General features: G+C 66.6%; 16 protein-coding genes and 3 tRNA genes. 11 read left to right on the plus strand and 8 right to left on the minus strand.

The genetic code is table 11. From position 1 onward, the window contains the following. Positions 1-3 precede the first annotated feature (3 nt). Together ACM14_RS15350 and ACM14_RS15355 are read right to left on the minus strand one after the other, a co-directional pair. Positions 4-1767 (minus strand): DUF5691 domain-containing protein, encoded by a 1764-nt coding sequence (locus tag ACM14_RS15350; RefSeq protein WP_065346620.1) that lies wholly within the window; start codon positions 1765-1767, stop codon positions 4-6. Further along, positions 1764-3209 (minus strand): SWIM zinc finger family protein, encoded by a 1446-nt coding sequence (locus tag ACM14_RS15355; RefSeq protein ID WP_065346621.1) that lies wholly within the window; start codon positions 3207-3209, stop codon positions 1764-1766. The genes ACM14_RS15350 and ACM14_RS15355 overlap by 4 nt, the downstream gene beginning before the upstream one ends. Positions 3210-3686: 477 nt before the next feature. On the opposite strand from ACM14_RS15355, the gene ACM14_RS15360 reads away from it, so the two are divergent. After that, positions 3687-5012, plus strand: coding sequence for a putative DNA modification/repair radical SAM protein (locus ACM14_RS15360; protein ID WP_065346622.1), 1326 nt, complete (start codon positions 3687-3689; stop codon positions 5010-5012). 15 nt (positions 5013-5027) lie between these two features. Next, positions 5028-5867 carry a TIGR03915 family putative DNA repair protein gene (locus ACM14_RS15365; RefSeq protein ID WP_065346623.1) on the plus strand — a complete coding sequence of 280 codons (840 nt, stop codon included), beginning with the start codon at positions 5028-5030 and terminating at the stop codon, positions 5865-5867. 64 nt (positions 5868-5931) lie between these two features. Here ACM14_RS15365 and purL read toward each other — a convergent pair whose 3' ends face one another. Continuing rightward, a complete protein-coding gene (purL, locus tag ACM14_RS15370) occupies positions 5932-9966 on the minus strand; it encodes a phosphoribosylformylglycinamidine synthase (protein ID WP_065346624.1) in 4035 nt (1344 codons plus the stop codon). A gap of 177 nt (positions 9967-10143) precedes the next feature. Between purL and map the strand changes: the two genes are divergently transcribed. Then, positions 10144-10959, plus strand: coding sequence for a type I methionyl aminopeptidase (map, locus tag ACM14_RS15375; RefSeq protein ID WP_034396030.1), 816 nt, complete (start codon positions 10144-10146; stop codon positions 10957-10959). 89 nt (positions 10960-11048) lie between these two features. Then, complete coding sequence (locus tag ACM14_RS15380) at positions 11049-13682, plus strand: [protein-PII] uridylyltransferase (RefSeq protein ID WP_013801514.1); 2634 nt, start codon at positions 11049-11051, stop codon at positions 13680-13682. A 70-nt stretch (positions 13683-13752) separates the two neighbouring features. Here the strand turns inward: ACM14_RS15380 and ACM14_RS15385 are convergent, their stop codons facing one another. Both ACM14_RS15385 and def read right to left on the minus strand, forming a co-directional pair. Then, positions 13753-15246, minus strand: coding sequence for a nucleobase:cation symporter-2 family protein (locus tag ACM14_RS15385; RefSeq protein ID WP_012206653.1), 1494 nt, complete (start codon positions 15244-15246; stop codon positions 13753-13755). A gap of 289 nt (positions 15247-15535) precedes the next feature. Beyond that, the gene (gene def / locus ACM14_RS15390; RefSeq protein WP_013801513.1) at positions 15536-16075 is read right to left on the minus strand and encodes a peptide deformylase; all 540 of its coding nucleotides are present in this window, start codon (positions 16073-16075) and stop codon (positions 15536-15538) included. Positions 16076-16364: 289 nt separating this feature from the next. On the opposite strand from def, the gene ACM14_RS15395 reads away from it, so the two are divergent. The 4 genes from ACM14_RS15395 (at position 16365) to ACM14_RS15410 (ending at position 17138) form a co-directional block, all read left to right on the plus strand. Next, entirely contained in the window at positions 16365-16733 is a 369-nt protein-coding gene (locus tag ACM14_RS15395; protein WP_049801494.1) for a YbaN family protein, read from the plus strand. 87 nt (positions 16734-16820) lie between these two features. Further along, positions 16821-16896: transfer RNA gene (locus tag ACM14_RS15400), tRNA-Asn, on the plus strand. A 45-nt stretch (positions 16897-16941) separates the two neighbouring features. Further along, positions 16942-17017 (plus strand) — tRNA-Asn (locus ACM14_RS15405). 45 nt (positions 17018-17062) lie between these two features. After that, a tRNA-Asn gene (locus tag ACM14_RS15410) sits at positions 17063-17138 on the plus strand. 44 nt (positions 17139-17182) lie between these two features. Here ACM14_RS15410 and ACM14_RS15415 read toward each other — a convergent pair. After that, a complete protein-coding gene (locus ACM14_RS15415; protein ID WP_012206656.1) occupies positions 17183-17509 on the minus strand; it encodes a hypothetical protein in 327 nt (108 codons plus the stop codon). A 235-nt stretch (positions 17510-17744) separates the two neighbouring features. Between ACM14_RS15415 and aat the strand changes: the two genes are divergently transcribed. The 3 genes from aat to ACM14_RS15430 all read left to right on the plus strand — a co-directional run bounded on the left by aat (position 17745) and on the right by ACM14_RS15430 (position 20229). Continuing rightward, positions 17745-18530 carry a leucyl/phenylalanyl-tRNA--protein transferase gene (gene aat / locus ACM14_RS15420; RefSeq protein ID WP_063325907.1) on the plus strand — a complete coding sequence of 262 codons (786 nt, stop codon included), beginning with the start codon at positions 17745-17747 and terminating at the stop codon, positions 18528-18530. Then, positions 18527-19276, plus strand: coding sequence for an arginyltransferase (locus ACM14_RS15425; protein WP_012206658.1), 750 nt, complete (start codon positions 18527-18529; stop codon positions 19274-19276). Before aat ends, ACM14_RS15425 begins: the two co-directional genes overlap by 4 nt. 128 nt (positions 19277-19404) lie before the next feature. After that, positions 19405-20229, plus strand: coding sequence for an IclR family transcriptional regulator (locus tag ACM14_RS15430; RefSeq protein ID WP_013801509.1), 825 nt, complete (start codon positions 19405-19407; stop codon positions 20227-20229). Between the two features lie 111 nt (positions 20230-20340). Here ACM14_RS15430 and ACM14_RS15435 read toward each other — a convergent pair whose 3' ends face one another. Both ACM14_RS15435 and ACM14_RS15440 read right to left on the minus strand, forming a co-directional pair. Next, a complete protein-coding gene (locus tag ACM14_RS15435) occupies positions 20341-21438 on the minus strand; it encodes a serine hydrolase (protein WP_065346625.1) in 1098 nt (365 codons plus the stop codon). Between the two features lie 119 nt (positions 21439-21557). Beyond that, positions 21558-23096: a 2-isopropylmalate synthase gene (locus tag ACM14_RS15440; RefSeq protein ID WP_012206661.1), complete on the minus strand. Its 1539-nt coding sequence runs from the start codon at positions 23094-23096 to the stop codon at positions 21558-21560. Between the last annotated feature and the right edge of the window lie 48 nt (positions 23097-23144).

Here is a 23144-nt window from a genome sequence, read left to right on the forward strand (position 1 = left end):
GGCTCAGGCCGGGCCGCGCAGGGCAACAAAGGCCTGGTGCAGGCCCAGGCGCAGATCGACGATGCGCTCCAGATGGCCGCGCATGCGCTCCTCGTCCCAGGGCCGCACGCGGCTGCGTTCGAGGCGCGCCTGCTGCTGGGGCGTGAGGGGAATGCTTGCCGGTGCGGCAACTGCAGCGGCTGTGGCGGCAGCGGTGGCCGTGACTGCTGCCGCAGGTTCGGTTTGCGGCTCGGGCTCAGGCTCGGGTTGCGCATCCAGCACCGAGGGCTTGCGCCACAGTTCGGCAAAGCGCTCCAGCGCGGTCACGTCCAGCATGCGCGCACAGGACAGCAGGGCCTGGTCGGCGCGGTAGCTGTGCCAGTTGCCCGTGATCTGCTTGCCGCCCACGGCCACGTGCAGTGCCTCGGTCAGCCGCGCCGACAGCGCGGGCGAGAGCAGTTCGGCGCCGCCCAGCGACTGGGACATGCCTTCGATGGCATCGATGAGCTTGTGCCTGTCGCGCTCGAACTGGGCAATCCAGCGGGACTCGCGTTCCTCGCGGGACAGTCGGGCCATGAGGGCGGGCAGGAGCGCGTCGTGGCGCATGTCGCGGCCCATGGTCTGGGCGGCATCGATCCATTCCACGTCCAACTGGTATTGCAGGGCCTGCACCCAGCCCTGGCGCAGCGAGGACTTCCAGTCGCTGCGCCGGCTCCACTCCATCACCTCCAGGGGCGTCAGGCCCAGGGCGCGGGTCCAGAAGGACACGGGCGTGAGCTGCACCATCTGCTCCAGCAGCCAGGCCTTCTTGCCGCCACGGTGGTAGGCGTCGGGCTTGAGCGTGATGCCGTCGCGCTCCCATTCCTTGAGGCCTTCCTCGGGAGGCTCCACGTTCCACTGGCCCTTGTCGTCCTGCTGCAGCATGGACTGCATCCAGCCCATGACGCGCTGGCTGTGCGCGCTGTCCGGCAGGCACGAGAGCATTTGCGCGGCGTTCTCGCGGATCTCCTTGCTGCGGTCGGACAGCAGTTTTTCGAGCAGCGGCTCATCGTCCATGCCCAGCCCCACGGCCAGGGCCTGGACCAGGGGCAGGCGCTCCTTGGCGCCCAGTTCCTTCAGGCTGCCTTCCAGCCGCGTGCGGGCCTTGGCGGCATCGGTTGCGCGCTCGCTGCGCAGCAGGGCCACGCGCTGCTCCACCGAGCCCTCCTGCCAGACCAGTTCGGGGTCGGCGGTTTCCTCCACGCCGCTGGCATAGCCCCATTGCGGGTTGAGCGTGCCCAGCCATCGTCCGCGCTCGCCCAGCACGGGGGCCAGCCACTGGCGCAGCTCCACGGACTGGCGGCCCTGCTCCAGCGCAGGCACCAGCAGATCGTGGGGCAGGCGCTGACCGGCCTGGTCCAGGGTGCGCAGCATGGAGGCCTGCAGCTCGAACGGGCCGTCCTTGAGCACGTCGCCCATCAGGGTGTGCAGGCGCGCATCGGCAGGCGCGGTGCGCGACTCCGCAGGCGCTGCGGCCGGCACGGCCAGCGGTGCCGTCAGGCACACCAGCGCGCCAGGCTGCCAGCCGGCCCGCTCGAACACGGCCGCCACGGCGCTGGCGCGCAGCAGTTGCTGGGCGGGCGAGTCACCGGGCACGTCAGCGCGGGGCTGCAGCGCGGCCTGCACGGCCTGCTGTGACCTGCTTGCGGACGGGTCCACGCCCGAAGCCAGCGCAGGCGGCACGGCCAGCCGGTCCGAGCCGACCATGGCCGATTGCTGCAACGCAGCCCAAAGTTGTGCGTTGCTCATACCGGATCACCCTGGTTCTGCCAGATACATTGCTGGGCGGTTTCACCCTCGCGGGCCTGCCAGGCACTCAGCAGCCGCCAGCGGCCCACGGCCTGGCCGGGTTCCCATTCGCCAAACAGCTGCATGGGCGCACCGCCGCTGAGCGCCAGCAGGCGCCAGGCCTCGGCATCGTCAATCGCCACGGGAACGGGCTGCACTGGCGCTGCCGTGCCAGGGGTGACCGGCGATGCATCCAGCGCTTGGGGCCAGGCCGCAAACCACTGGCCCTGGGCGGGCACCAGCCGCAGCCGGTCCTGGCACAGCGGCTGCGTGGCCTGCAGCGGGTTGGCGGCAATGCGCTGGCCCAGCAGTTGCAGGACGTCGCCCCCGGCCGAGGTGGCCAGCGGGCTGGCGCCATCGGCAGGCAGCGCAGGCCCGTTGCCATTGGCCGTAATGGCGCGCAGCGGCGCATGGCCCGGATAGAAATTCAGCGCGCAGCCGTAGCGATGGCCCGGCACCCAGGCCGATTCAAAGCCGCGCCCGCCCTGCGCATAGTCCAGCACCAGGGCCATGCGCCCGGTGCGCTGGCCCTGCAGCCAGACGCGCCGCTCCATGAGCCGGCCTTCGCGCTCGATCATGCGCAGGCCGGCCACCAGCCATTCGTCCTCGACCAGCTGGCCCCTGGCCTGCACCTCGGCCTTGTCCATGGGCCAGCCCAGCGCGGCCATCACGTCGGCCTTGACCTCGGGGCTGAGCGATTCGCGGCGGCGAACGGCGTCGATGATCAACTGCCAGTGGCCCAGCTGCACCAGCATGTCGCGCGGCCAGTCGCGGTGGCTGTCCACCAGATCCCGGCAGTCCTTGATGCGCGCCGCCATGCCCGTGGCCTGCGCATCGACCATGCGCGCGGCCATGTTGTTCCAGCGCTGGCGCATCTGCGTGTCGCTGGCCTGGTTGGCCAGGCCAGCACGCACCATGTCCTGCATCCACAGCGACAGCTCCTGCAGGCCGGCTTCGACCTTGTCCCAGCGCTTGTCCTCGCGCCTGGCCTGCTGTTTGGCCGCGACCTCGGGATCGGGTGGCGGCTCGGCCGCTGCGGCGGCAGCCTTTGCCTCTTTCTTCTCGGCTTTTTCCTGGCGGCTGTCCAGCCAGGTCTGCACCCAGGCGGGCGGATCACCGCCTTCGGGGACTTGCCCGCCGGCACGCATCAGCATCAGCGCCAGCCCGTGCTTGCAGGGGAATTTGCGGCTGGGGCAAGAGCATTTGAAGGAAGGCCCCGACAGGTCCACCTGGGTCTGGTAGGGCTTGCTGCCGCTGCCCTGGCATTCACCCCAGACCGCCACATCATTGGCGCCCATGGCGGGCCATTTGGCGGGCGATTGCAGGCCCTTGGCGGCCTTGCTGGATGAGGCGTCCGGCGACAGCGCCAGCACTTCGCTCTCTGTTCCTAATACACGCGACACCGAAGCTCCCTCTCCAAGTGTTTGTCATCACCGGGCGCATTGAATGAAACGGCACTGCCCGGCAAACCCGAAAGCCTATCAGCAATAGTTATCGGCAATTTGAAACAATTCACAACAACACCCAGCCTCTCTCCCATGAATGTGGAACCACATGGCGCGCAGCCAGCTGCGCTATATCAGCGCGTGCATTGATGGCACCAAGCCATGCCAGCCTTCAGGCATTGCGAAAGACGCAGAAAACACGCATTCACCATTTCCTGCGATGCACATCGCCACCGATAGAAAGCGAGCACTCATTCCGCACTGAAAACGGTTTCATTCCATTGCACTGGCAACCATTGCAATCCGCTGGCCATTGCGATAGCGCGACAGTGCGTTCCACCCGCAGCCAGGCAAGGCCGGACCAGACCCTGGCTGGGGGATGGGTTCTTAGAAAACCGGACGTGCCAGGCAAATATACTGTATATTTATACAGCCATGGAGCTGCAACGCAAACTTTTCATCCTCGCCGACGCCGCCAAGTACGACGCCAGTTGCGCCTCCAGCGGATCGCAGGGGCGCGACTCGCTGGACGGCAAGGGCATGGGCTCGGTCACCGGCATGGGCATCTGCCACAGCTATGCGCCCGACGGGCGCTGCATCTCGCTGCTCAAGATCCTGCTGACCAATGTCTGCATCTTCGACTGCCGCTACTGCATCAACCGCAAGAGCTCCAACGTGCAGCGCACCCGCTTCACGGTGGCCGAGGTGGTGCAGCTGACGCTGGACTTCTACCGGCGCAACTGCATCGAGGGGCTGTTCCTGTCCAGCGGCATCATCCGTTCCAGCGACTACACCATGGAGCAACTGGTGGAAGTGGCGCGCCGCCTGCGCGAGGAGCATGACTTTCGCGGCTACATCCATCTGAAGACCATCCCGGATGCCGCCCCCGAATTGCTGGCCCAGGCAGGCCGCCATGCCGACCGCCTGAGCATCAATGTGGAACTGCCCACGGCCAGCGGCCTGGCGCAGTTCGCGCCTGAAAAGGATGGGCAGCGCATACGCCAGGCCATGCAGGGCGTGGACCGGCATGTGCAGGCCTGGCGCGCGGCCACGCGCGAGCAGCGCCAGGCGCAGTCCCTGCCCGGCGCGCCCGCGCAGCGCGCCGCCGTGCCGCGCTTTGCGCCGGGCGGGCAGAGCACGCAGATGATCGTGGGCGCCGACCGCGCAACCGATGCCGACATCCTCGAATCCAGCCACACGCTGTATGCGGGCTACGGCCTGCGCCGCGTGTACTACTCGGCCTTCAGCCCCATTCCCGATGCCTCGCGCGATCTGCCGCCGCAGGCGCCGCCCCTCATGCGCGAGCACCGGCTCTACCAGGCCGACTGGCTGATGCGCTTTTACGGCTACGGGGCGGGCGAGATCGCGGCGGCCAGCCGCCACGGCATGCTGGACCTGGAGATCGACCCCAAGCTGGCCTGGGCACTGGCCAACCGACAGCAGTTCCCCGTGGACCTCAACCGTGCGCCGCGCAGCCTGCTGCTGCGCGTGCCGGGCCTGGGCACGCAGACGGTGGACCGCCTGCTGGCGGCGCGCCGCGTGCGCAGGCTGCGGCTGGACGATCTGCTGCGGCTGCGCGCCCCCGTGCAAAAGGCCCTGCCCTTCGTGCTGATCGACGGCCACCGGCCCCTGCTGGGCGAGACCGACTCGGCCGCGCTGCGCACCCGGCTGATCGCGCAGTCGCAGGCCAGCCAGGCCCAGGCCCAGGCACGGCACAGCGGCATGCGCGTGCAAAGCGCGCTGCAGGCCAGCCTGTTCTAGCGCCTGGAGCACGCCATGCAAGCACAGGCTCTCACCATCGAACTCGACAGCCCCGACGACTGGCCCGGCTTTCGCGCAGCCTGCCGGGCGCTGCTGGCCCATGGCGCCGACCCCGCTCTGGTGCGCTGGCGGTGGCCCGACACGCGGGGTGCGCAGCAACTCGGCGCGGGCGTGGACCTGTTTTCCAGCACGCCGCAGCAGGCCATGCCCGCCTCGGCACTCGCCGGGCTGGCCGGCCCCGGCGAGGCAGGGCTGTCCCTGTCGGACACCCAGATGTCCGCGCTGCGCCATGCCTGCATGCACCGCGCGGCAGGCCGCTTCGAGCTATGCCACCGCTGGCTGGCGCGCATGCAGGCCCGGCCCGAACTGCGGCTGGATGCGCTGGATGCGGACTGGCGCGCCATCGAGGCCCTGGCCCGCCCCGTCTCGCGCGAGATCCACAAGATGCACGCCTTTGTGCGCTTTCGGACCACGCAGCGGCCGGACCAGCCCGATCTGCACATTGCCTGGTTCGAGCCCGAGCACCACATCGTGCGCGCGGCGGCGCCCTTCTTCTGCAAGCGCTTTGCCAACATGCACTGGGCCATCCTCACGCCACAATGCAGCGCGCACTGGGACGGCCATGCGCTGCGCCTGGCGCCCGGCGCGCGCCGCAGCGATGCCCCGCCAGCCGACGCGGGCGAGGCCCTGTGGCTGACCTACTACGCCAGCACTTTCAACCCGGCGCGCCTGAAGGAGCAGGCCATGCTGCGCGAGATGCCGCGCCGCTACTGGCACAACCTGCCCGAGACGGTGCTGATCTCCACCCTGGTCCAGCAGGCCCGCGCGCGCACAGGGCAGATGCTGGAGCAGTAAGGACAGACGCAAAAGACAAAGGCCCCGAAGGGCCTTTGTCTGCTTTGCAGCGTCGCTCAGTGCATCAACCCAGCCACTTGCGGGCGTTGCGCCACACGCGCATCCAGGGGCTGAATTCCGACTTGTCGCCGTTGGTCCAGCTCATCTGCACGTTGCGGAACACGCGCTCGGGGTGGGGCATCATGGCCGTGAAGCGGCCGTCGGCCGTGGTCACTGCCGTCAGGCCGCCGGCCGATCCGTTGGGGTTGAACGGGTACTGCTCGGTGGCCTTGCCGTGGTTGTCCACATAGCGCATGGAGGCGATGGCCTTGTCCGCATTGCCGCGGAAGCGGAAGTTGGCAAAGCCTTCGCCGTGGGCCACGGCGATGGGCAGGCGGCTGCCGGCCATGCCCTGCAGGAACAGGCTGGGCGACTCCAGCACTTCCACCATGGACAGGCGCGCCTCGAAGCGGTTGCTCTGGTTCTGCGTGAAACGCGGCCAGTCCTGGGCACCGGGAATGATGTCGGCCAGCTCGGCAAACATCTGGCAGCCGTTGCACACGCCCAGGCCGAAGGTGTCGCTGCGGCCAAAGAACTGCTGGAACTGCGCGGACAGGCTGTCGTTGAAGGTGATGGAGCGCGCCCAGCCGATGCCGGCGCCCAGCGTGTCGCCGTAGCTGAAGCCGCCACAGGCCACCACGCCGGCGAAGTCCTGCAGCTGCGCGCGGCCGCTTTGCAGGTCGGTCATGTGCACGTCCACCGCGTCGAAGCCGGCCTCGGTGAAGGCGTAGGCCATTTCCACATGGGAGTTCACGCCCTGCTCGCGCAGCACGGCCACGCGGGGGCGCGCGCCCAGGCTCAGGAAGGGTGCGGCGGGGTTCTCGGCCGGGTCGAACGTCAGGTGCAGGTGCATGCCGGGGTCGGCAGGCTCGCCGGCTGCGGCGTGCTCGCTGTCGGCGCAGGCCGGGTTGTCGCGCTGCTGGGCAATCTTCCAGCTCACGGCATCCCAGACCTGGTGCAGGTCGCTGAGCGAGGCGCCGAAGACGGACTTGGCATCACGCCAGACCTGCAGTTCGCCCTTGCCCGCATCGACCTTGGACGAGACGGGGCGCGTCTTGCCGATGATGTGGCTGCAGGTGGACAGGCCATGCTCGCGCAGGGTCTGCAGCACGGCGGCGCGGTCGGCCGTGCGGATCTGCAGCACGGCGCCCAGCTCTTCGTTGAACAGTGCGCGCAGCGTCATGTCGTCGCGGCGGCCGCTGATCTGGGAGGCCCAGTTCTTGCCTTCGCCCGAGTCCATGCGGCTGTCGCTGATGCCGTCGCCTTCGGTGACCAGCATGTCCACGTTGATGGCCACGCCCACATGGCCGGCAAAGGCCATCTCGGCCACGGTGGCCAGCAGGCCGCCGTCGCCCTTGTCGTGGTAGGCCAGGATCTGGCCCTTGGCGCGCAGGTCGTTGACGGCATCGACCAGGGCAATCAGGTCCTTGGCGTCATCGAGGTCAGGCGTTTCATTGCCGGACTGGCCCAGCACCTGGCCCAGGATGGAGCCGCCCATGCGCATCTTGCCGCGGCCCAGGTCCACCAGGACCAGGGTGCTGTCGTCTTCCGAGGCGTCCAGCTGGGGCGTGAGCGTGCCGCGCACATCGTCGATGGAGGCGAAGCCCGTGATGATCAGGCTGACGGGCGAGGTCACCTTCTTGACCTGGCCGCCCTCGTTCCACTGGGTGCGCATGGACAGGCTGTCCTTGCCCACGGGGATAGAGATGTCCAGCTGCGGGCACAGCTCCATGCCCACGGCCTTGACGGTGGCGTAGAGCGCCGCGTCTTCGCCGGGCTCGCCGCAGGCCGCCATCCAGTTGGCCGACATCTTGACCTTGGACAGCTCGATGGGCGCGGCCAGCATGTTGGTGATGGCCTCGGCCACGGCCATGCGTCCCGACGCCGGGGCGTTGATGGAGGCCAGCGGCGTGCGCTCGCCCATGGCCATGGCCTCGCCCTTGAAGCCACGGTAGTCGGCCAGGGTCACGGCCACGTCGGCCACGGGCACCTGCCAGGGGCCGACCATCTGGTCGCGGTGCGTGAGACCGCCCACGGCGCGGTCGCCAATGGTGATCAGGAAGCGCTTGGAGGCCACGGTGGGATGGGCCAGCACGTCGATCACGGCCTTTTCCAGGGGCACGCCGGTCAGGTCCATGGGCGGCAGCTCGCGCTGCACGGTGGCCACGTCGCGGTGCATCTTGGGCGGCTTGCCCAGCAGCACGTTCATGGGCATGTCCACGGGGAACTTCTGGTCGCCCGAGGCCACCGCCGTGTCCTCCAGCACCAGCTGGCGTTCTTCCGTGGCCGTGCCGATCACGGCGAACGGGCAGCGCTCGCGCTCGCAGAAGGCCGTGAACTCGGCCAGCGATTCGGGAGCGATGGCCATCACATAGCGTTCCTGGCTTTCGTTGGACCAGATTTCCTTGGGCGCCAGGCCGGATTCCTCCAGGTTGACGGCGCGCAGGTCAAAGCGCGCGCCACGGCCTGCATCGTTGGTCAGCTCGGGGAAGGCATTGGACAGGCCGCCGGCACCCACGTCGTGGATGGCCAGGATGGGGTTCTTGTCGCCCTGGGCCCAGCAGTGGTTGATGACTTCCTGGGCGCGGCGCTCGATCTCGGGATTGCCGCGCTGCACGGAATCGAAGTCCAGCTCGGCCGCGTTCGTGCCGCTGGCCATGGAGCTGGCAGCGCCGCCGCCCATGCCGATGCGCATGCCGGGGCCGCCCAGCTGGATCAGCAGGGTGCCGGCGGGGAACTCGATCTTCTGAGTCAGTTCGGAGTCGATCACGCCCAGGCCGCCCGCGATCATGATGGGCTTGTGGTAGCCGCGCATCACGGCATCGGCACCCACGCCGACTTGCTGCTCGTACTCGCGGAAATAGCCGGTCAGGTTGGGACGGCCGAATTCGTTGTTGAAGGCCGCGCCACCGAGCGGGCCCTCGATCATGATCTGCAGCGGGCTGGCGATGTGCTCGGGCTTGCCCACTTCGCTGCCCCACAGCTTGGAGACCGTGAAGCCCGACAGGCCGGCCTTGGGCTTGGAGCCGCGGCCCGTGGCGCCCTCGTCGCGGATCTCGCCGCCCGCGCCGGTCGATGCGCCGGGGAAGGGGGAGATGGCCGTGGGGTGGTTGTGCGTCTCCACCTTCATCAGCACATGGTTGACGGCCTGCTTCTTCTGGTAGCTGGGCGCCTTGATCTTGTCCAGGGCCGCCTCGAAGGTGGCGACGAAGCGCTCGACCTCATGGCCTTCCATGATGGAGGCGTTGTCCGAGTAGGCCACCACCGTGTGCTGGGGCGAGACCTGGTGCGTGTTGCGGATCATGCCGAACAGGCTCTTGTCCTGGGCCTCGCCGTCGATGGTGAACTGGGCGTTGAAGATCTTGTGGCGGCAGTGCTCGCTGTTGGCCTGCGCGAACATCATCAGTTCCACGTCCGTGGGATTGCGCTTGAGGCCCTTGAAGGCATCGACCAGGTAGTCGATCTCGTCGTCGGCCAGGGCCAGGCCCCATTGGCGGTTGGCGGTCTCCAGCGCGGCGCGGCCGCCGCCCAGCACATCGACGAACTCCATGGGAGCGGCGTCCAGGGCGGAGAACAGTTGCTCGGCCTCGGCGCGCGTGGCGAAGACCGACTCGGTCATGCGGTCGTGCAGCAAGGCGGCGATCCGTGCAGTCTGCTCGGCCGAAAGCTCAGGCGCGCTGCCCAGCACATTGCTCAGCAGGCCGGTCTTGAAGGCGATGCGGTATTCGGTGATGCGCTCCACGCGGAACACGCCCAGGCCGCAGTTGCGGGCAATGTCCGTGGCCTTGGAGGCCCATGGGGAGATCGTTCCCAGGCGCGGAGTGACCACCAGGGCGGCACCGTCGGCCGGGCCTTCATAGGGGTCTCCATAGGTCAAGAGCGCCTGGAGGCGCTCTTGCAATGCGGGCGTGGGTGCGGCGTCCGTGGCCACCAGGTGCACGAAGCGCGCGGCAATGCCGGTGATTTTGGGATGGATGGAGACCAGTTCGGTCAGGAGCTGCTGGGCGCGGAACGAGCTGAGAGCGTTTCCACCCTCCAACTGTGTCAGATGCAAGGTCACGTGGCGGCCTGTTGGGTGAGGAGGCTTGTGAAAAGCGCCCTGCGGCCCCGCCCTCCGGGGGCTGGCTGCAAGGCGCTGAATCGGTGAGGCCGCTATTTTACCGGGCTGAGCCGTCCCGATGGCGACAGCCGCCCCTTACCCCTGCACGCCCGAAGGCGCAATGGGATAATTGCGGGCATGAGCATCACCATCAAGAGCGCTGAAGACATCGCAGCCATGCGCGTGGCCTGCCGCCTGGCTTCGGAAGTGCTGGACTACATCACCCCCCACATCAAGCCCGGCATCACCACGGCCGAGATCGACCGCCTGGGCGCCGAATGCATGGCGCAGCAGGGCACGGTCTCCGCCACCATCGGCTACCAGCCGCCCGGCTACCCTCCCTACCCTGGGCACTTGTGCACCTCGGTCAACCATGTGGTCTGCCACGGCATTCCCAATGACAAGCCGCTCAAGAAGGGCGACATCGTCAATGTGGACGTCACGGTCATCACCAAGGACGGCTGGTACGGCGACAACAGCCGCATGTTCATGATCGGAGAGTGCTCCATCGCAGCCAAGCGCCTGTCGGCACTGACCTTCGACGCCATGTGGCTGGGCATCCAGCAGGTCAGGCCCGGTGCCACGCTGGGCGACATCGGCAACGCCATCCAGACCTTTGCCGAAGGCCACGGCCTGTCGGTGGTGCGCGAGTTCTGCGGCCACGGCATCGGCCAGAAGTTCCACGAAGAGCCCCAGATCCTGCACTACGGCCGCCCCGGAACGGGCACCGTGCTGGAAGAAGGCATGGTCTTCACCGTCGAGCCCATGCTCAACCTGGGCAAGCGCGAGATCAAGGAGCTGGGCAAGGACGGCTGGACCATCGTGACCAAGGACCACAGCCTCTCGGCCCAGTGGGAACACACCCTGGTGGTGACCAAGACCGGCTACGAAGTCATGACCCTGTCGGCCGGCTCGCCCGCGCTGCCCCCCTTCGTTACCACCACGAGCTGCTGAGGCTCGGCATGTTTCTTGCGTGATGCGCAGGCAAAATGGCATGGCGTCCGGGGCACCCGCTCCCGGCGCCTTCCCTGCCCTCGCCGCGTATGAAACAGACCACTGACCACACTCCTTCCCACGCTGCGCCCTCTGCCCCGGACTCGCTGGAGCAGTTGCGCGTGCAGTACGCCCGGGATCGCGGGCGCTGGATAGGCTCGCTGCTGGCGCCCACCATGGGCCGGCGCGGCGTGCGCCTGGTGCTGCAGCACTTGAGCGATCTGGCCGACACGCTGCTGCGCGCGCTGTGGCATCGTGCCGGCATGCCGCCCGAGGCCTGCCTGGCCGCCGTGGGCGGCTTCGGGCGCGCCCAGCTGTTTCCCTATTCCGACATCGACGTGCTGGTGCTGCTGCCAGCCGCCGGCACGGCAGATGCCGAGCTGGCCTCGCGCATCGAGAAATTCATTGGCAGTTGCTGGGACGCGGGCCTGGAGATCGGCTCCAGCGTGCGCACGCTGGCCGAATGCCTGGAGGAATCGGAGCGCGACCTGACGGTTCAGACCGCCCTGCTCGAATCACGCCGCATCTGCGGCAGCGAGCCGCTGTTCGCCGAGTTCCAGACGCGCTACCAGGCCCAGATGAATGCGCACGCCTTTCTGTCCGGCAAGCTGCTGGAAATGCGCCAGCGCCACAACAAGTACGAGAGCACGCCCTACTCGCTGGAGCCCAACTGCAAGGAATCGCCCGGCGGGCTGCGCGATCTGCACACCATGATCTGGCTGGCCCGTGCCGCAGGCCTGGGCAGCAGCTGGCAGGCCCTGGCCGGCAAGGGGCTGATCACCGATTTCGAGCGCCGCCAGCTCGAGGACAACGAAGCCCTGCTGAGCCTGATACGTGCACGCCTGCACGCGGTGGCGGGCCGGCATGAGGACCGCCTGGTCTTCGACCAGCAGACCGCCGTGGCCGAGGCCTTTGGCTACCGCTCCACCTCGGCCGAAGGGCGCAAGCTGGCCATGCGCGCCAGCGAGACGCTGATGCGCCACTACTACTGGGCGGCCAAGGCCGTGACCCAGCTGTGCCAGATCCTGCGGCTGAACATCGAGGAGCGGCTGAACCCGCGCCCCACGCCGCGCATCCGGCTGAACTCGCGCTTCTACGAGAAGGCCGGCACCATCGAGGTGGCCAGCGACGATCTCTACGAGCGCGAGCCGCACGCCATCCTCGAAACCTTCCTGATGTACGAGACCCATGTGGGCCTCACCGACCTGTCGGCGCGCACGCTGCGCGCGCTGTACGGCGCGCGTGACCTGATGGACGCGGCCTTCCGGCGCGACCCGGTCAACCGCGCCACCTTCATGAAGATCCTGCAGCAGCCCAGCGGCATCACGCACGCCATGCGGCTGATGAACCAGACCTCGGTGCTGGGGCGCTACCTGTGGCCCTTCCGGCGCATCGTGGGCCAGATGCAGCATGATCTGTTCCACGTCTACACGGTGGACCAGCACATCCTCATGGTGCTGCGCAATGTGCGGCGCTTTTTCATGGCCGAGCATGCGCATGAGTACCCGTTCTGCTCCCAGCTGGCCAGCGGCTGGGACAAGCCCTGGCTGCTGTACGTGGCCGCGCTGTTCCACGACATCGGCAAGGGCCGCGGCGGCGACCACTCCATCATCGGCGCCGTGGAGGCCAAGCGTTTTTGCCGCGCCCACGGCATTGCGCGCGCCGACGCCGAGCTGATCGAATTCCTCGTGCGCGAGCACCTGACCATGAGCCAGGTCGCGCAAAAGCAGGACCTGTCGGACCCCGAGGTGATCCAGGCCTTTGCCGAGCGCGTGGGCAACGAGCGCAACCTCACGGCCCTGTACCTGCTGACCGTGGCCGACATCCGCGGCACCAGCCCCAAGGTCTGGAGCGCCTGGAAGGGCAAGCTGCTGGAGGACACCTATCGCCTGACCTTGCGCGTCATGGGCGGACGCGCGCCCGATGCTGCCGCCGAGATCGAGGCCCGCCGCCGCGAGGCCCTGGTGCAGCTGGCACTGACAGCCCAGCCCTTCGAATCGCACAAGAAGCTCTGGGACACGCTGGGCGTGGACTATTTCATGCGCCACGAGGCGGCCGACATCGCCTGGCACACGCGCCACCTGTCGCGCCACGTGGGCACCACCCGCCCCGTGGTGCGCGCGCGCCGCTCCCTGGCCGGCGAGGGGCTGCAGGTGCTGGTCTACGCGCCTGACCAGCCCGATCTGTTCGCGCGCATCTGCGGCTACTTCGACCGGGCGGCCTTCTCCATTCTGGATGCGCGCGTGCACACGGCCCACAACAGCTATGCGCTGGACACCTTCCAGGTGGTCGCGCCCGCCATGCAGGAGCAGTACCGCGAGCTGATGCACATGGTCGAGAACGACCTGGTCGCCGCACTGATGCAGGGCGGGCCGCTGCGCGAGCCATCCCCCCGGCGCCTGTCGCGCCGCGTCAAAAGCTTCCCCTTTGCGCCGCGCGTCACGCTGCAGCCCGACGAGAAAGCCCAGCACTGGCTGCTGTCCATCTCGGCCACGGACCGCGCCGGCCTGCTCTACACCGTGGCGCGCATCCTGGCGCAGCACCACCTGAGCGTGCAATTGGCCAAGGTCAGCACGCTGGGCGAGCGCGTGGAAGACAGCTTTCTGATCGAGGGCGCCGAACTGCAGAACAACCAGCGCCAGTTGCTCATAGAAACCGAGCTGCTGCAGGCCTTGGCGGTCTGAACTTGCGGCGAAAAAAGGCCCGCCCTGTCAACCAGGGCGGGCCTTTTGCATCCAGGCGCGGGTGCGGCCGTCAGTGCATGGCAGCCGCAGGCGCCGACACCGTGGCCACTTCCTTGCCCTCGCGGTCATAGAGCTTGCCATCGACCACCCGGTCGCCATCGGCCAGGGCAGACAGCACGGCCTCGCTGAGCACGCGCTCAGAACCTGCGCCGAACACCGAAGGCTCCTCGGGGTTGCCCTGCTTGAAGTGGTTGAAGACCAGGTTCAACAGCAGCACGGTCACCGCCGTGGAGCTGATGCCCGAATGGAACATGGTGGCGAACCAGTCCGGGAAGTGGTGATAGAAGTCCGGCTTGACCATGGGCAGCACGCCCATGCCGATGGACGCCGCCACGATGATCAGGTTCATGTTGTTGTGATAGTCCACCTTGGCCAGCGTGCGGATGCCGCTGGCCGCCACCGTGCCAAAGAGCACCAGGCCCGCGCCGCCCAGCACCGAGGGCGGCACGCAGGCCACGATGCGCCCCATGATGGGCAGCAGGCCAAAGGCGATCAGGATCAGGCCGCTGAAGGCCACGACATAACGGCTCTTGATGCCCGTGACCGCGACCAGGCCCACGTTCTGGGCAAAGGCGCTCTGCGTGAACGAGCCGAAGAACGGCGCCACCACGCTGGACAGCATGTCGGCGCGCAGGCCGTCGGCCAGGCGGCGCGAATCCACGCGGGTGCCCACGATGTCGCCCACGGCCAGGATGTCGGCCGAGGTTTCCACCAGCGTCACCAGGATCACGATGGACATGGAAAGGGTCGCCGCCAGGCTGAAGGTCGGCCAGCCGAAGTGCAGCGGCATGGGCACGGCGAACCAGGCGCCGCTGCCCACCTCGGAAAAGTCGGACTTGCCGATCATGGCCGCCACCGCCGTGCCGATGACGATGGCCAGCAGGATGGACAGGCGCGAGATCATGGCGTTGCCCAGCTTGCTCAGCGCCAGCACGATGACCAGCGACAGGCCCGCCAGCCCGATGTTGCCCATGCTGCCGTAGTCGGCCGCCTGGGGATTGCCGCCCATGGCCCAGTGGGCCGCCACCGGCATCAGCGACAGGCCGATGATGGTGATCACGCAGCCATTGACCAGCGGCGGGAAAAACCGGGTGAGCTTGGAAAAAATGGGCGCAATGATCAGGCCGAACACCGAGGCAAAGAGCACGGCGCCCAGCACGCCCTGCATGCCGCCGCCTGTGTGCAGGATGCTGACCATGGTGGCCACGCCCGAGAAGGACACGCCCTGCACCAGCGGCAGGCGCGAGCCGAAGAACGGAATGCCCAGCGTCTGCAGCAGCGTGGCCAGCCCGCCCATGAAAAGGCAGGCCGTGATCAGCAGGCCCGTGTCGGCCGCCGACATGCCGGCCGCATTGGCCATGACCAGGGGCACGGCCACGATGCCTCCGTACATGGTCAGCACATGCTGCAAACCATAGAGGGTGTTGGCCGTGAGGCCGAGTTGCTCGTCCTCCGGGCGGATGTCTGTACCCAGGGCCGGCGCATTGCCAGAACTTTTTTCCATCGCTGTCTCCTTGTCCTCTTGTTCACAGAACGCCGGACAAGTACGCGGCAGCCGGATGGCGGCAGGCGCGCCCCCGCGCACCTTTTGCCGCCGACCCGATAGGCCGCGCTCTCCTGCATCCTGCATCGCGAAGCCCGGTGGCTGCTTGGCAGCTCTTGGCGGGCGAACGCACACAATCCCCGCCTTGGCGGGAAGAGCCAATGTACGGCGCCAGCATGGAAAAATTGTCTACCGATTTGTATACAAAGACCTGACCGAAGATCCTTGAATACGGGCAGCGCCCGCCCGCTCAGTCGTCCTCGGCCGCGCTGATGCCAGGGAACAGCACATCGGTGAAGCCGAACTGGCTGAAGTCACGCATGCGCATGGGATAGAGCTTTCCCCAAAGGTGATCGCACTCATGCTGGACCACGCGCGCATGAAAACCATCCACCGTGCGGTCGATGGCATCGCCAAACACATCGAAGCCCGTGTAGCGGATATGGTTCCAGCGCGGCACCATGCCGCGCATGCCGGGTACGGACAGGCAGCCTTCCCAGTCCAGTTGCTCGTCCTCGCCCATGGGCGTGATGACCGGGTTGATGAGCACGGTGCGCGGCACTACGGGCGCATCGGGGTAGCGCGGATTGGGCAGGCCGGAGCCGAACACCACCATCTGCAGGTCCACGCCAATCTGCGGCGCGGCCAGCCCCGCGCCGTTGGCTGCATGCATGGTGTCCAGCAAATCGCTGAGCAGCAGGTGCAGTTCGTCGGTGTCGAATTCGGTCACGGGCTGGGCGACGCGCAGCAGGCGCGGATCGCCCATCTTCAAAATGGTGCGGACAGTCATGGCAGTGCAAGGCTATGCATGTAAATGTGGGTTGCCAAGCATAGCGGCCGCCCGGCTCCCTGCCGCCCCCTGGCCACCTCTTGGCCGCCTCTTGGCCGCAATGGCCACAGCGCGCTGGCACAATCGCAGCATGCCCAGCACCGCCAGAGAGTCATCCACCGCGTCCCCAGAGGACCGTGAGGCAGGCGCGCAGCAAATACCCACGGCACAGACCCTGGAGCCCGAGGCCACTGCGCAGGCAGGCACGGCGCCGGCCTTCCATGATGACGATCCCCCTCCCCTGCACCGCATGCCGGCCGCCCCGTTGCGCTGGGCGCTGCAGCTGTTTGCCTGCCTGAGCCTGGCCACGGGCATTGCCGGCATCTTCATTCCAGGATTGCCCACCACGGTGTTCGTGCTCATGGCCGGTTGGGCCGCGGCGCGCAGCTCGCAGCGCATGCACACCTGGCTGTGGCGCCATCGCCTGTTCGGCCCCATGCTGCGCAACTGGGCACGGGGCGGCTGCGTGAGCCGGCGCGCCAAATGGAGCGCCAGCGCCATGATGAGCCTGTGCGCCGTCATACTGCTGTGGACACGCCCGCCCGCCTGGGTGCAGGCCGTGGCGCTGACCTCCATGGGCTGCGTGCTGGTGTGGCTGTGGTTCAGGCCCGAGCCGTGAGAATGAAGGCCTGCAGCCGGCCTTCCTGAAAAAATTCCCCCGAGTTTTCTGTGATGTGTTTTTTACGTCATATAATCTAGGTCTTGTTCCTCAATAGCTCAGTTGGTAGAGCGCCGGACTGTTAATCCGTAGGTCCCTGGTTCGAGCCCAGGTTGAGGAGCCAAATTTCAGTGGCCTTGCAATCGCACAAGACCCAACGCCAACATATTCCTCAATAGCTCAGTTGGTAGAGCGCCGGACTGTTAATCCGTAGGTCCCTGGTTCGAGCCCAGGTTGAGGAGCCAAATTTCAGTGGCCTTGCAATCGCACAAGACCCAACGCCAACATATTCCTCAATAGCTCAGTTGGTAGAGCGCCGGACTGTTAATCCGTAGGTCCCTGGTTCGAGCCCAGGTTGAGGAGCCAGATGAAAAGCCCGCATGCCAACGCATGCGGGCTTTTTTGTTGGGTCAGGCTGCACGCACCATGCCCACGGTGGGCGTGTTCGGCGGCGATGGAGTTGCGGCGGGCTCCACGGTGACGGGCTTGCTGTGCCTGGCATGTGCGCGGCGCGAGACATGGGCAGCACGGGATTGCTCGACGCCCTCTTCCCATGCGCGCAACTCTTCTTCCAGCCGTGCGGCACGTTCCGCATACATGTCAGCAGAGGACTTGTAGTACTCCGCTGCAATGGTGTGCTCCAGCATCGCCATGCGGGCTTCCTGCAGGTAGGCCCGGGTGCGACGGATATAGCGCGGCTCGGCAAGGCTTGCGCCAAAGATTTTGCTGAAAAACATCGCTCATCCTCCTTCGATGCCTTCACAGCGAAAGCCAAGCATCCGCAAGAAGACGGAACCAGCATAGCCCAAGCCTGCCAGGCGGCACTGTCCCCTGGCGCGACAAGGCCGCGTAGGAGGTTCACTTACCCCGGCCAGGCGATGCCCTCGCATCCACGCAGCCCTCTTGCGCATGGTTTGTGCAAGACTGCGGCTGCAGAGCATGCGAATCCATTTCCTCCGTCCGCACCCGATCATGTCCCACCCCCTTCCATGGCTCATCCCCCACCAGGCCTTCCCTCCTGTGGAAACGGCATGGGGCCCCAACGACCCCATCCCGGGCCTGCTGGCCGCAGGCGGCACGCTGGATGCGGCGCACCTGCGCATCGCCTACAGCCAGGGGATTTTTCCCTGGTTCAGCGAAGGCCAGCCCACGTTGTGGTGGTCGCCCGATCCCCGCATGGTGCTGCAGACATCGCAGTTCCGGTTGCACCGCAGCCTGCGCAAGACATTGCAGCGCTTTCGCGCCACGCCGGGCTGCGAGATCCGCATCGACAGCGCGTTCGAGACCGTGATGCAGCACTGCGCCCAGACGGTGCGCCACGACCAGGATGGCACCTGGATCGTGCAGGAAATTCTTGACGCCTATGCCGACCTGCACCACCAGGGTGCAGCCCACAGCGTGGAGACCTGGGTGGACGGACGCCTGGTGGGCGGCCTGTATTGCGTGGCACTGGGCCGCGCCGTGTTTGGCGAATCCATGTTCGCGCATGCCACCGACGCATCCAAGATCGCGCTGGCGGCCCTGGTTGCGCTGTGCAGACACCAAGGCGCCGTGCAGATCGATTGCCAGCAGGCCACGCAGCATCTGGCCTCGCTGGGGGCGCGCGAAATGCCGCGCGCCCGGTTCCTGCAAACCGTGGCCGAGCAAAGCCAGCTGCCGCCCATGCGCTGGCAGTTCGAAAACGTATACTGGGACGCGTTGCTGCCACCGTCCGGCGAGGCTGGCGACACATCACCGGCTGCCGCCAGCACACCATGACGCACCCGAACGATCTTCCGCTGCAGGCCCTGCAGTTCTATGCCACCGCCGCCTACCCCTGCAGCTATCTCGATGGCCGGCTGGCGCGTTCGCAAGTGGCCACGCCCAGCCACCTGATCCAGAACAGCGCCTATTCGGAGCTGGTTTCACTGGGTTTTCGCCGCAGCGGAATGTTCACCTACCGGCCGTATTGCGACGGATGCCGCGCCTGCGTGCCGATGCGCATCCTGGTCCACGACTTCCGCCCCGACCGCAGCCAGCGCCGCGCCGCCGCGCGCCATGCCGACCTCACGGCATCGATCCAGCGCCTGCACTACTCGAACGAGCACTACCAGCTGTACCTGCGCTACCAGCAAAGCCGCCACAGCGGCGGAGGCATGGACCATGACAGCGTGGACCAGTACACCCAGTTCCTGCTGCAAAGCCGCGTCAACTCGCGCCTTGTGGAGTTCCGCACGCCCGCAGCCGATGGCGGCATCGGCACGCTGAAGATGGTCTCCATCCTCGATGTGCTGGAAGACGGGCTGTCTGCCGTCTACACCTTCTACGAACCCAACGACCCCGCCAGCTACGGCACCTTCAATGTGCTGTGGCAGATCGACCAGGCCCGGTCCATGAGCCTGCCCTATGTCTACCTGGGCTACTGGATCGCCGACAGCCAGAAGATGAATTACAAGGCGCGCTTCCTGCCCCATGAAGTGCGCGTTGACGAGCGCTGGCAGCGCGTGGATCAGCTGCCGCGCTGATACAGCGTCACTCCACGCCTTTTCAGCGACATTTCTTATGCGCATAGCCGCTGTTTGCTGGCGGCACATATGCCGCCATGCCATGGCCGCCGCTAGAATGACCGAATGCCGAAACTCCACTCCGCCTCATGAAAAAAAACGATAACGCGGCCTCCCCCAAGCCCAGCGTCCAAGTCCTGGAACGCATGTTCACGTTGATCGACGTGTTGGCCTCGCGCGAGGAAGCGGTATCGCTCAAGGAGATCAGCGAGCGCACCGGCCTGCACCCCTCCACCACGCACCGCATCCTCAACGATCTGGCCATTGGCCGCTTTGTCGATCGCCCCGAATCGGGCAGCTACCGCCTGGGCATGCGCTTCCTGGAACTGGGCAATCTGGTCAAGGCCCGCCTGAGCGTGCGCGAAGCGGCCCTGATCCCCATGCGCCAGCTGCACAAGCAGATCCAGCAGCCGGTCAGCCTCAGCGTGCGCCAGGGCGATGAAATCGTCTATGTGGAACGCGCCTACAGCGAGCGCTCCGGCATGCAGGTGGTGCGCGCCATCGGCGGCCATGCGCCGCTGCACCTGACATCCAACGGCAAGCTGTTCCTGGCGGCCGACGATGCGCAACAGGTCCGCGCCTACGCCACGCGCACCGGCCTGCCCGGCAAGACGCACTTCAGCATCACGCGGCTGGCCGACATGGAAAACGAGCTGGACAAGGTACGCCACCATGGCGTGGCCCGCGACAACGAAGAGCTGGAGCTGGGCGTGCGCTGCATGGCCGCCGGCATCTACGACGACCAGGGCAAGCTGGTGGCCGGCCTGTCCATCTCCGCTCCCGCCGACCGGCTGGATGAAAGCTGGATGTCCAAGCTCCAATCCACTGCACAGGAGATCTCGGGCGCCCTGGGCTTCAACGCAACCCGCCCGGCTGCACCGCCTCCCAACCCCTACGCGCGCAGCAGCCACTGAACGGCCGTCGGCCCCGTTGGCATTGACCAGGGGCCATTGGCTACACAGACCTCTGCCCACCAGAAACAACAAAGGCGCCATCGGCGCCTTTGTTGTAAGGGGAAAGAAAACTCAGCCCTTGACCTTGTGGATCATGGGATCGCCAGCCACCTGCCCCATGGACTCCACCCAGTGGCGCACGCGCTCGGCATCGCCGAGGCGGCTGAACTTTCCGGCCGAATCCAGGAAGACCATGATGATCTTGCGGCCAGCCACCTGCGCCTGCATGACCAGGCAGCGGCCTGCCTCGGAGATGTAGCCGGTCTTTTGCAGACCGATGTCCCAGGTGGGGCTCATCACCAGGCGGTTGGTGTTGTTGTACTGCAGCGTGCGGCGGCCCACGGCCACCTCATAGCCGGGCGAGGTGGTGTACTCGCGCACCAGCGGATCGCTGTGCGCCACATTGACGAGCACGGCCAGATCACGGGCGCTGGACTGGTTGCGGCTGGACAGCCCGGTGGGCTCCACGTAGCGGGTATCGGTCATGCCCAGCAGACGGGCCTTGGCGTTCATCTGCTGGACAAATGCATCAAGGCCACCAGGGAAAGTGCGGCCCAGGGCGTGGGCAGCGCGGTTTTCACTGGACATCAGGGCCAGGTGCAGCATTTCACCGCGCGTGAGCGTGGTGCCGACGGCCAGGCGCGAGCTGCTGCCCTTTTCGGTATCCACGTCGTCCTGCGTGATGGTGATGGTTTCATCCATCGGCAGATGGGCCTGGGAAATCAGCAGGCCGGTCATCAGCTTGGTCAACGAGGCGATGGGCAAGACGGCATGGTCGTTCTTGCTCAGCAGCACCTCATGGGTGTCCTGGTCCAGGACCAGGGCCACGCTGCTCTTGAGATCCAGAGGATCGGCCACCGCATGCAGACCGGCCATCTGGCCGAAGGACAGGCGTGGCTCGTAGGCAACGGCGCGAATGGGGCTGGCCTCGCTGCGTGCAGCGACGCGGCTGGGCTGGCGCGCGCTCTTGGCAACGCGCTTGCCCTGGGGAGCGGCCGTGGCGCGCTCCTTCACCGCCTTCTTCTTGACAGGGGCCACGGCCACCTGTTTCTTGGCAACTTTCTTGGCGGGCGCGGCATATGCGCCCGGAGCAGCAAGAGCACAACTCAGGGCCAGAAAGGACATGACCTGAGCAAATCGACCGAGGCGGGCACGGCGTAGGGTGGGCATGAGAAATGCTCCAAGCAGCAAGAATTTGTGACTAGACCTTACATTAATCGAAAAAGTCGCACTGTGACAATAACTTGTGCGACTTTTCGATAATTTAAGTGAAATTATAAGGCGAGTGCTTACCCCTGCGCAGCCACGATCTCTGCATTGCTGTGTAATTTGTTCAACGCGCTCAGATAGGCCTTGGCAGAAGCCACGACGATGTCAGGGTCGGCGCCCACGCCGTTGACCACGCGCCCGCTGCGCTGCAGGCGAACGGTCACTTCGCCCTGGCTTTCGGTAGAGCCGCTGATGGCGTTGACCGAGTACAGCAGCATCTCGGCACCGCTCTTCACCTCGGACTCGATGGCCTTGAACGAGGCATCGACCGGGCCATTGCCGTCGGACTGGGCCTTGATCTCGCGGCCGTCGCGGCTGAACACCACCGACGCGTGTGGGCGCTCACCCGTCTCGCTTTGTTGGGCCAGCGAGATGAACTGGAAGGGGTCGGCCTGTTGATGCGCGTCCTGCTCGGTCACCAGGGCCAGGATGTCCTCGTCGAAGATCTCGCTCTTGCGGTCGGCCAACTCCTTGAAGGCGGCAAAGGCGGTATTGATCGCGGCTTCGCTGTCCAGCTCCACGCCCAATTCATGCAGGCGCTGCTTGAAGGCGTTGCGGCCGCTGAGCTTGCCCAGAACGATCTTGTTGGCACTCCAGCCCACGTCCTCGGCACGCATGATCTCGTAGGTGTCGCGCGCCTTGAGCACGCCGTCCTGGTGAATGCCGGAGGCGTGGGCGAAGGCGTTGGCCCCCACCACGGCCTTGTTGGGCTGCACCACGAAGCCGGTGGTCTGGCTGACCATGCGGCTGGCGGCCACGATGTGCAGGGCGTCGATGTTGACGTCCAGGCCAAAGTAGTCCTTGCGCGTCTTGATGGCCATCACCACTTCTTCCAGCGAGCAGTTGCCGGCGCGCTCACCCAGGCCATTGATGGTGCATTCGATCTGGCGGGCGCCTCCGAGCTTGACGCCGGCCAGCGAGTTGGCCACGGCCATGCCCAGGTCGTTGTGGCAGTGCACGCTCCAGACCGCCTTGTCGCTGTTGGGCACGCGCTCGCGCAGGTTCTTGATGAAGGCGCCGTAGAGCTCGGGAATGGCATAGCCCACGGTGTCGGGCACGTTGATCGTGGTTGCGCCCTCGGCGATCACGGTCTCGATGACGCGGCACAGGAAATCCGGGTCGCTGCGGTAGCCGTCCTCCGGGCTGAACTCGATGTCGGCAATCAGGTTGCGCGCAAAGCGCACGGATTGGCGCGCCTGCTCCAGCACCTGCTCGGGCGTCATGCGCAGCTTTTTCTCCATGTGCAGCGCGCTGGTCGCAATGAAGGTGTGGATGCGCGCGCGGTTGGCGTCCTTGAGGGCTTCGGCCGCACGGGCGATGTCACGGTCATTGGCCCGCGCCAGCGAGCAGATGGTGGAGTCCTTGATGGCGCGCGCAATGGCCTGCACCGACTCGAAGTCACCGTTGGAGCTCGCCGCAAAACCGGCCTCAATCACATCGACCTTCAGCCGTTCGAGCTGGCGCGCGATGCGCAGCTTCTCGTCGCGGGTCATGGAGGCACCGGGCGACTGCTCGCCGTCACGCAAGGTGGTGTCGAAAATGATCAATTGGTCGGTCATGGGGAGTCTCGTCTTTCTTGTGGATGCGAAGCCCCTGCCCACGGGCAG

Source organism: Delftia sp. JD2 (genome assembly GCF_001682645.1).
Lineage (GTDB): Bacteria > Pseudomonadota > Gammaproteobacteria > Burkholderiales > Burkholderiaceae_C > Comamonas > Comamonas acidovorans.

What these genes read in the sequence shown, in the direction of transcription:
- ACM14_RS15350 (WP_065346620.1), bottom strand. Translation starts at nt 1,767, where the DNA reads ATGAGCAACGCACAACTTTGGGCTGCGTTGCAGCAATCGGCCATGGTC.
- ACM14_RS15360 (WP_065346622.1), top strand. Translation starts at nt 3,687, where the DNA reads ATGGAGCTGCAACGCAAACTTTTCATCCTCGCCGACGCCGCCAAGTAC.
- ACM14_RS15365 (WP_065346623.1), top strand. Translation starts at nt 5,028, where the DNA reads ATGCAAGCACAGGCTCTCACCATCGAACTCGACAGCCCCGACGACTGG.
- map (WP_034396030.1), top strand. Translation starts at nt 10,144, where the DNA reads ATGAGCATCACCATCAAGAGCGCTGAAGACATCGCAGCCATGCGCGTG.
- ACM14_RS15380 (WP_013801514.1), top strand. Translation starts at nt 11,049, where the DNA reads ATGAAACAGACCACTGACCACACTCCTTCCCACGCTGCGCCCTCTGCC.
- ACM14_RS15385 (WP_012206653.1), bottom strand. Translation starts at nt 15,246, where the DNA reads ATGGAAAAAAGTTCTGGCAATGCGCCGGCCCTGGGTACAGACATCCGC.
- def (WP_013801513.1), bottom strand. Translation starts at nt 16,075, where the DNA reads ATGACTGTCCGCACCATTTTGAAGATGGGCGATCCGCGCCTGCTGCGC.
- ACM14_RS15395 (WP_049801494.1), top strand. Translation starts at nt 16,365, where the DNA reads ATGCCGGCCGCCCCGTTGCGCTGGGCGCTGCAGCTGTTTGCCTGCCTG.
- ACM14_RS15415 (WP_012206656.1), bottom strand. Translation starts at nt 17,509, where the DNA reads ATGTTTTTCAGCAAAATCTTTGGCGCAAGCCTTGCCGAGCCGCGCTAT.
- aat (WP_063325907.1), top strand. Translation starts at nt 17,745, where the DNA reads ATGTCCCACCCCCTTCCATGGCTCATCCCCCACCAGGCCTTCCCTCCT.
- ACM14_RS15425 (WP_012206658.1), top strand. Translation starts at nt 18,527, where the DNA reads ATGACGCACCCGAACGATCTTCCGCTGCAGGCCCTGCAGTTCTATGCC.
- ACM14_RS15430 (WP_013801509.1), top strand. Translation starts at nt 19,405, where the DNA reads ATGAAAAAAAACGATAACGCGGCCTCCCCCAAGCCCAGCGTCCAAGTC.
- ACM14_RS15435 (WP_065346625.1), bottom strand. Translation starts at nt 21,438, where the DNA reads ATGCCCACCCTACGCCGTGCCCGCCTCGGTCGATTTGCTCAGGTCATG.
- ACM14_RS15440 (WP_012206661.1), bottom strand. Translation starts at nt 23,096, where the DNA reads ATGACCGACCAATTGATCATTTTCGACACCACCTTGCGTGACGGCGAG.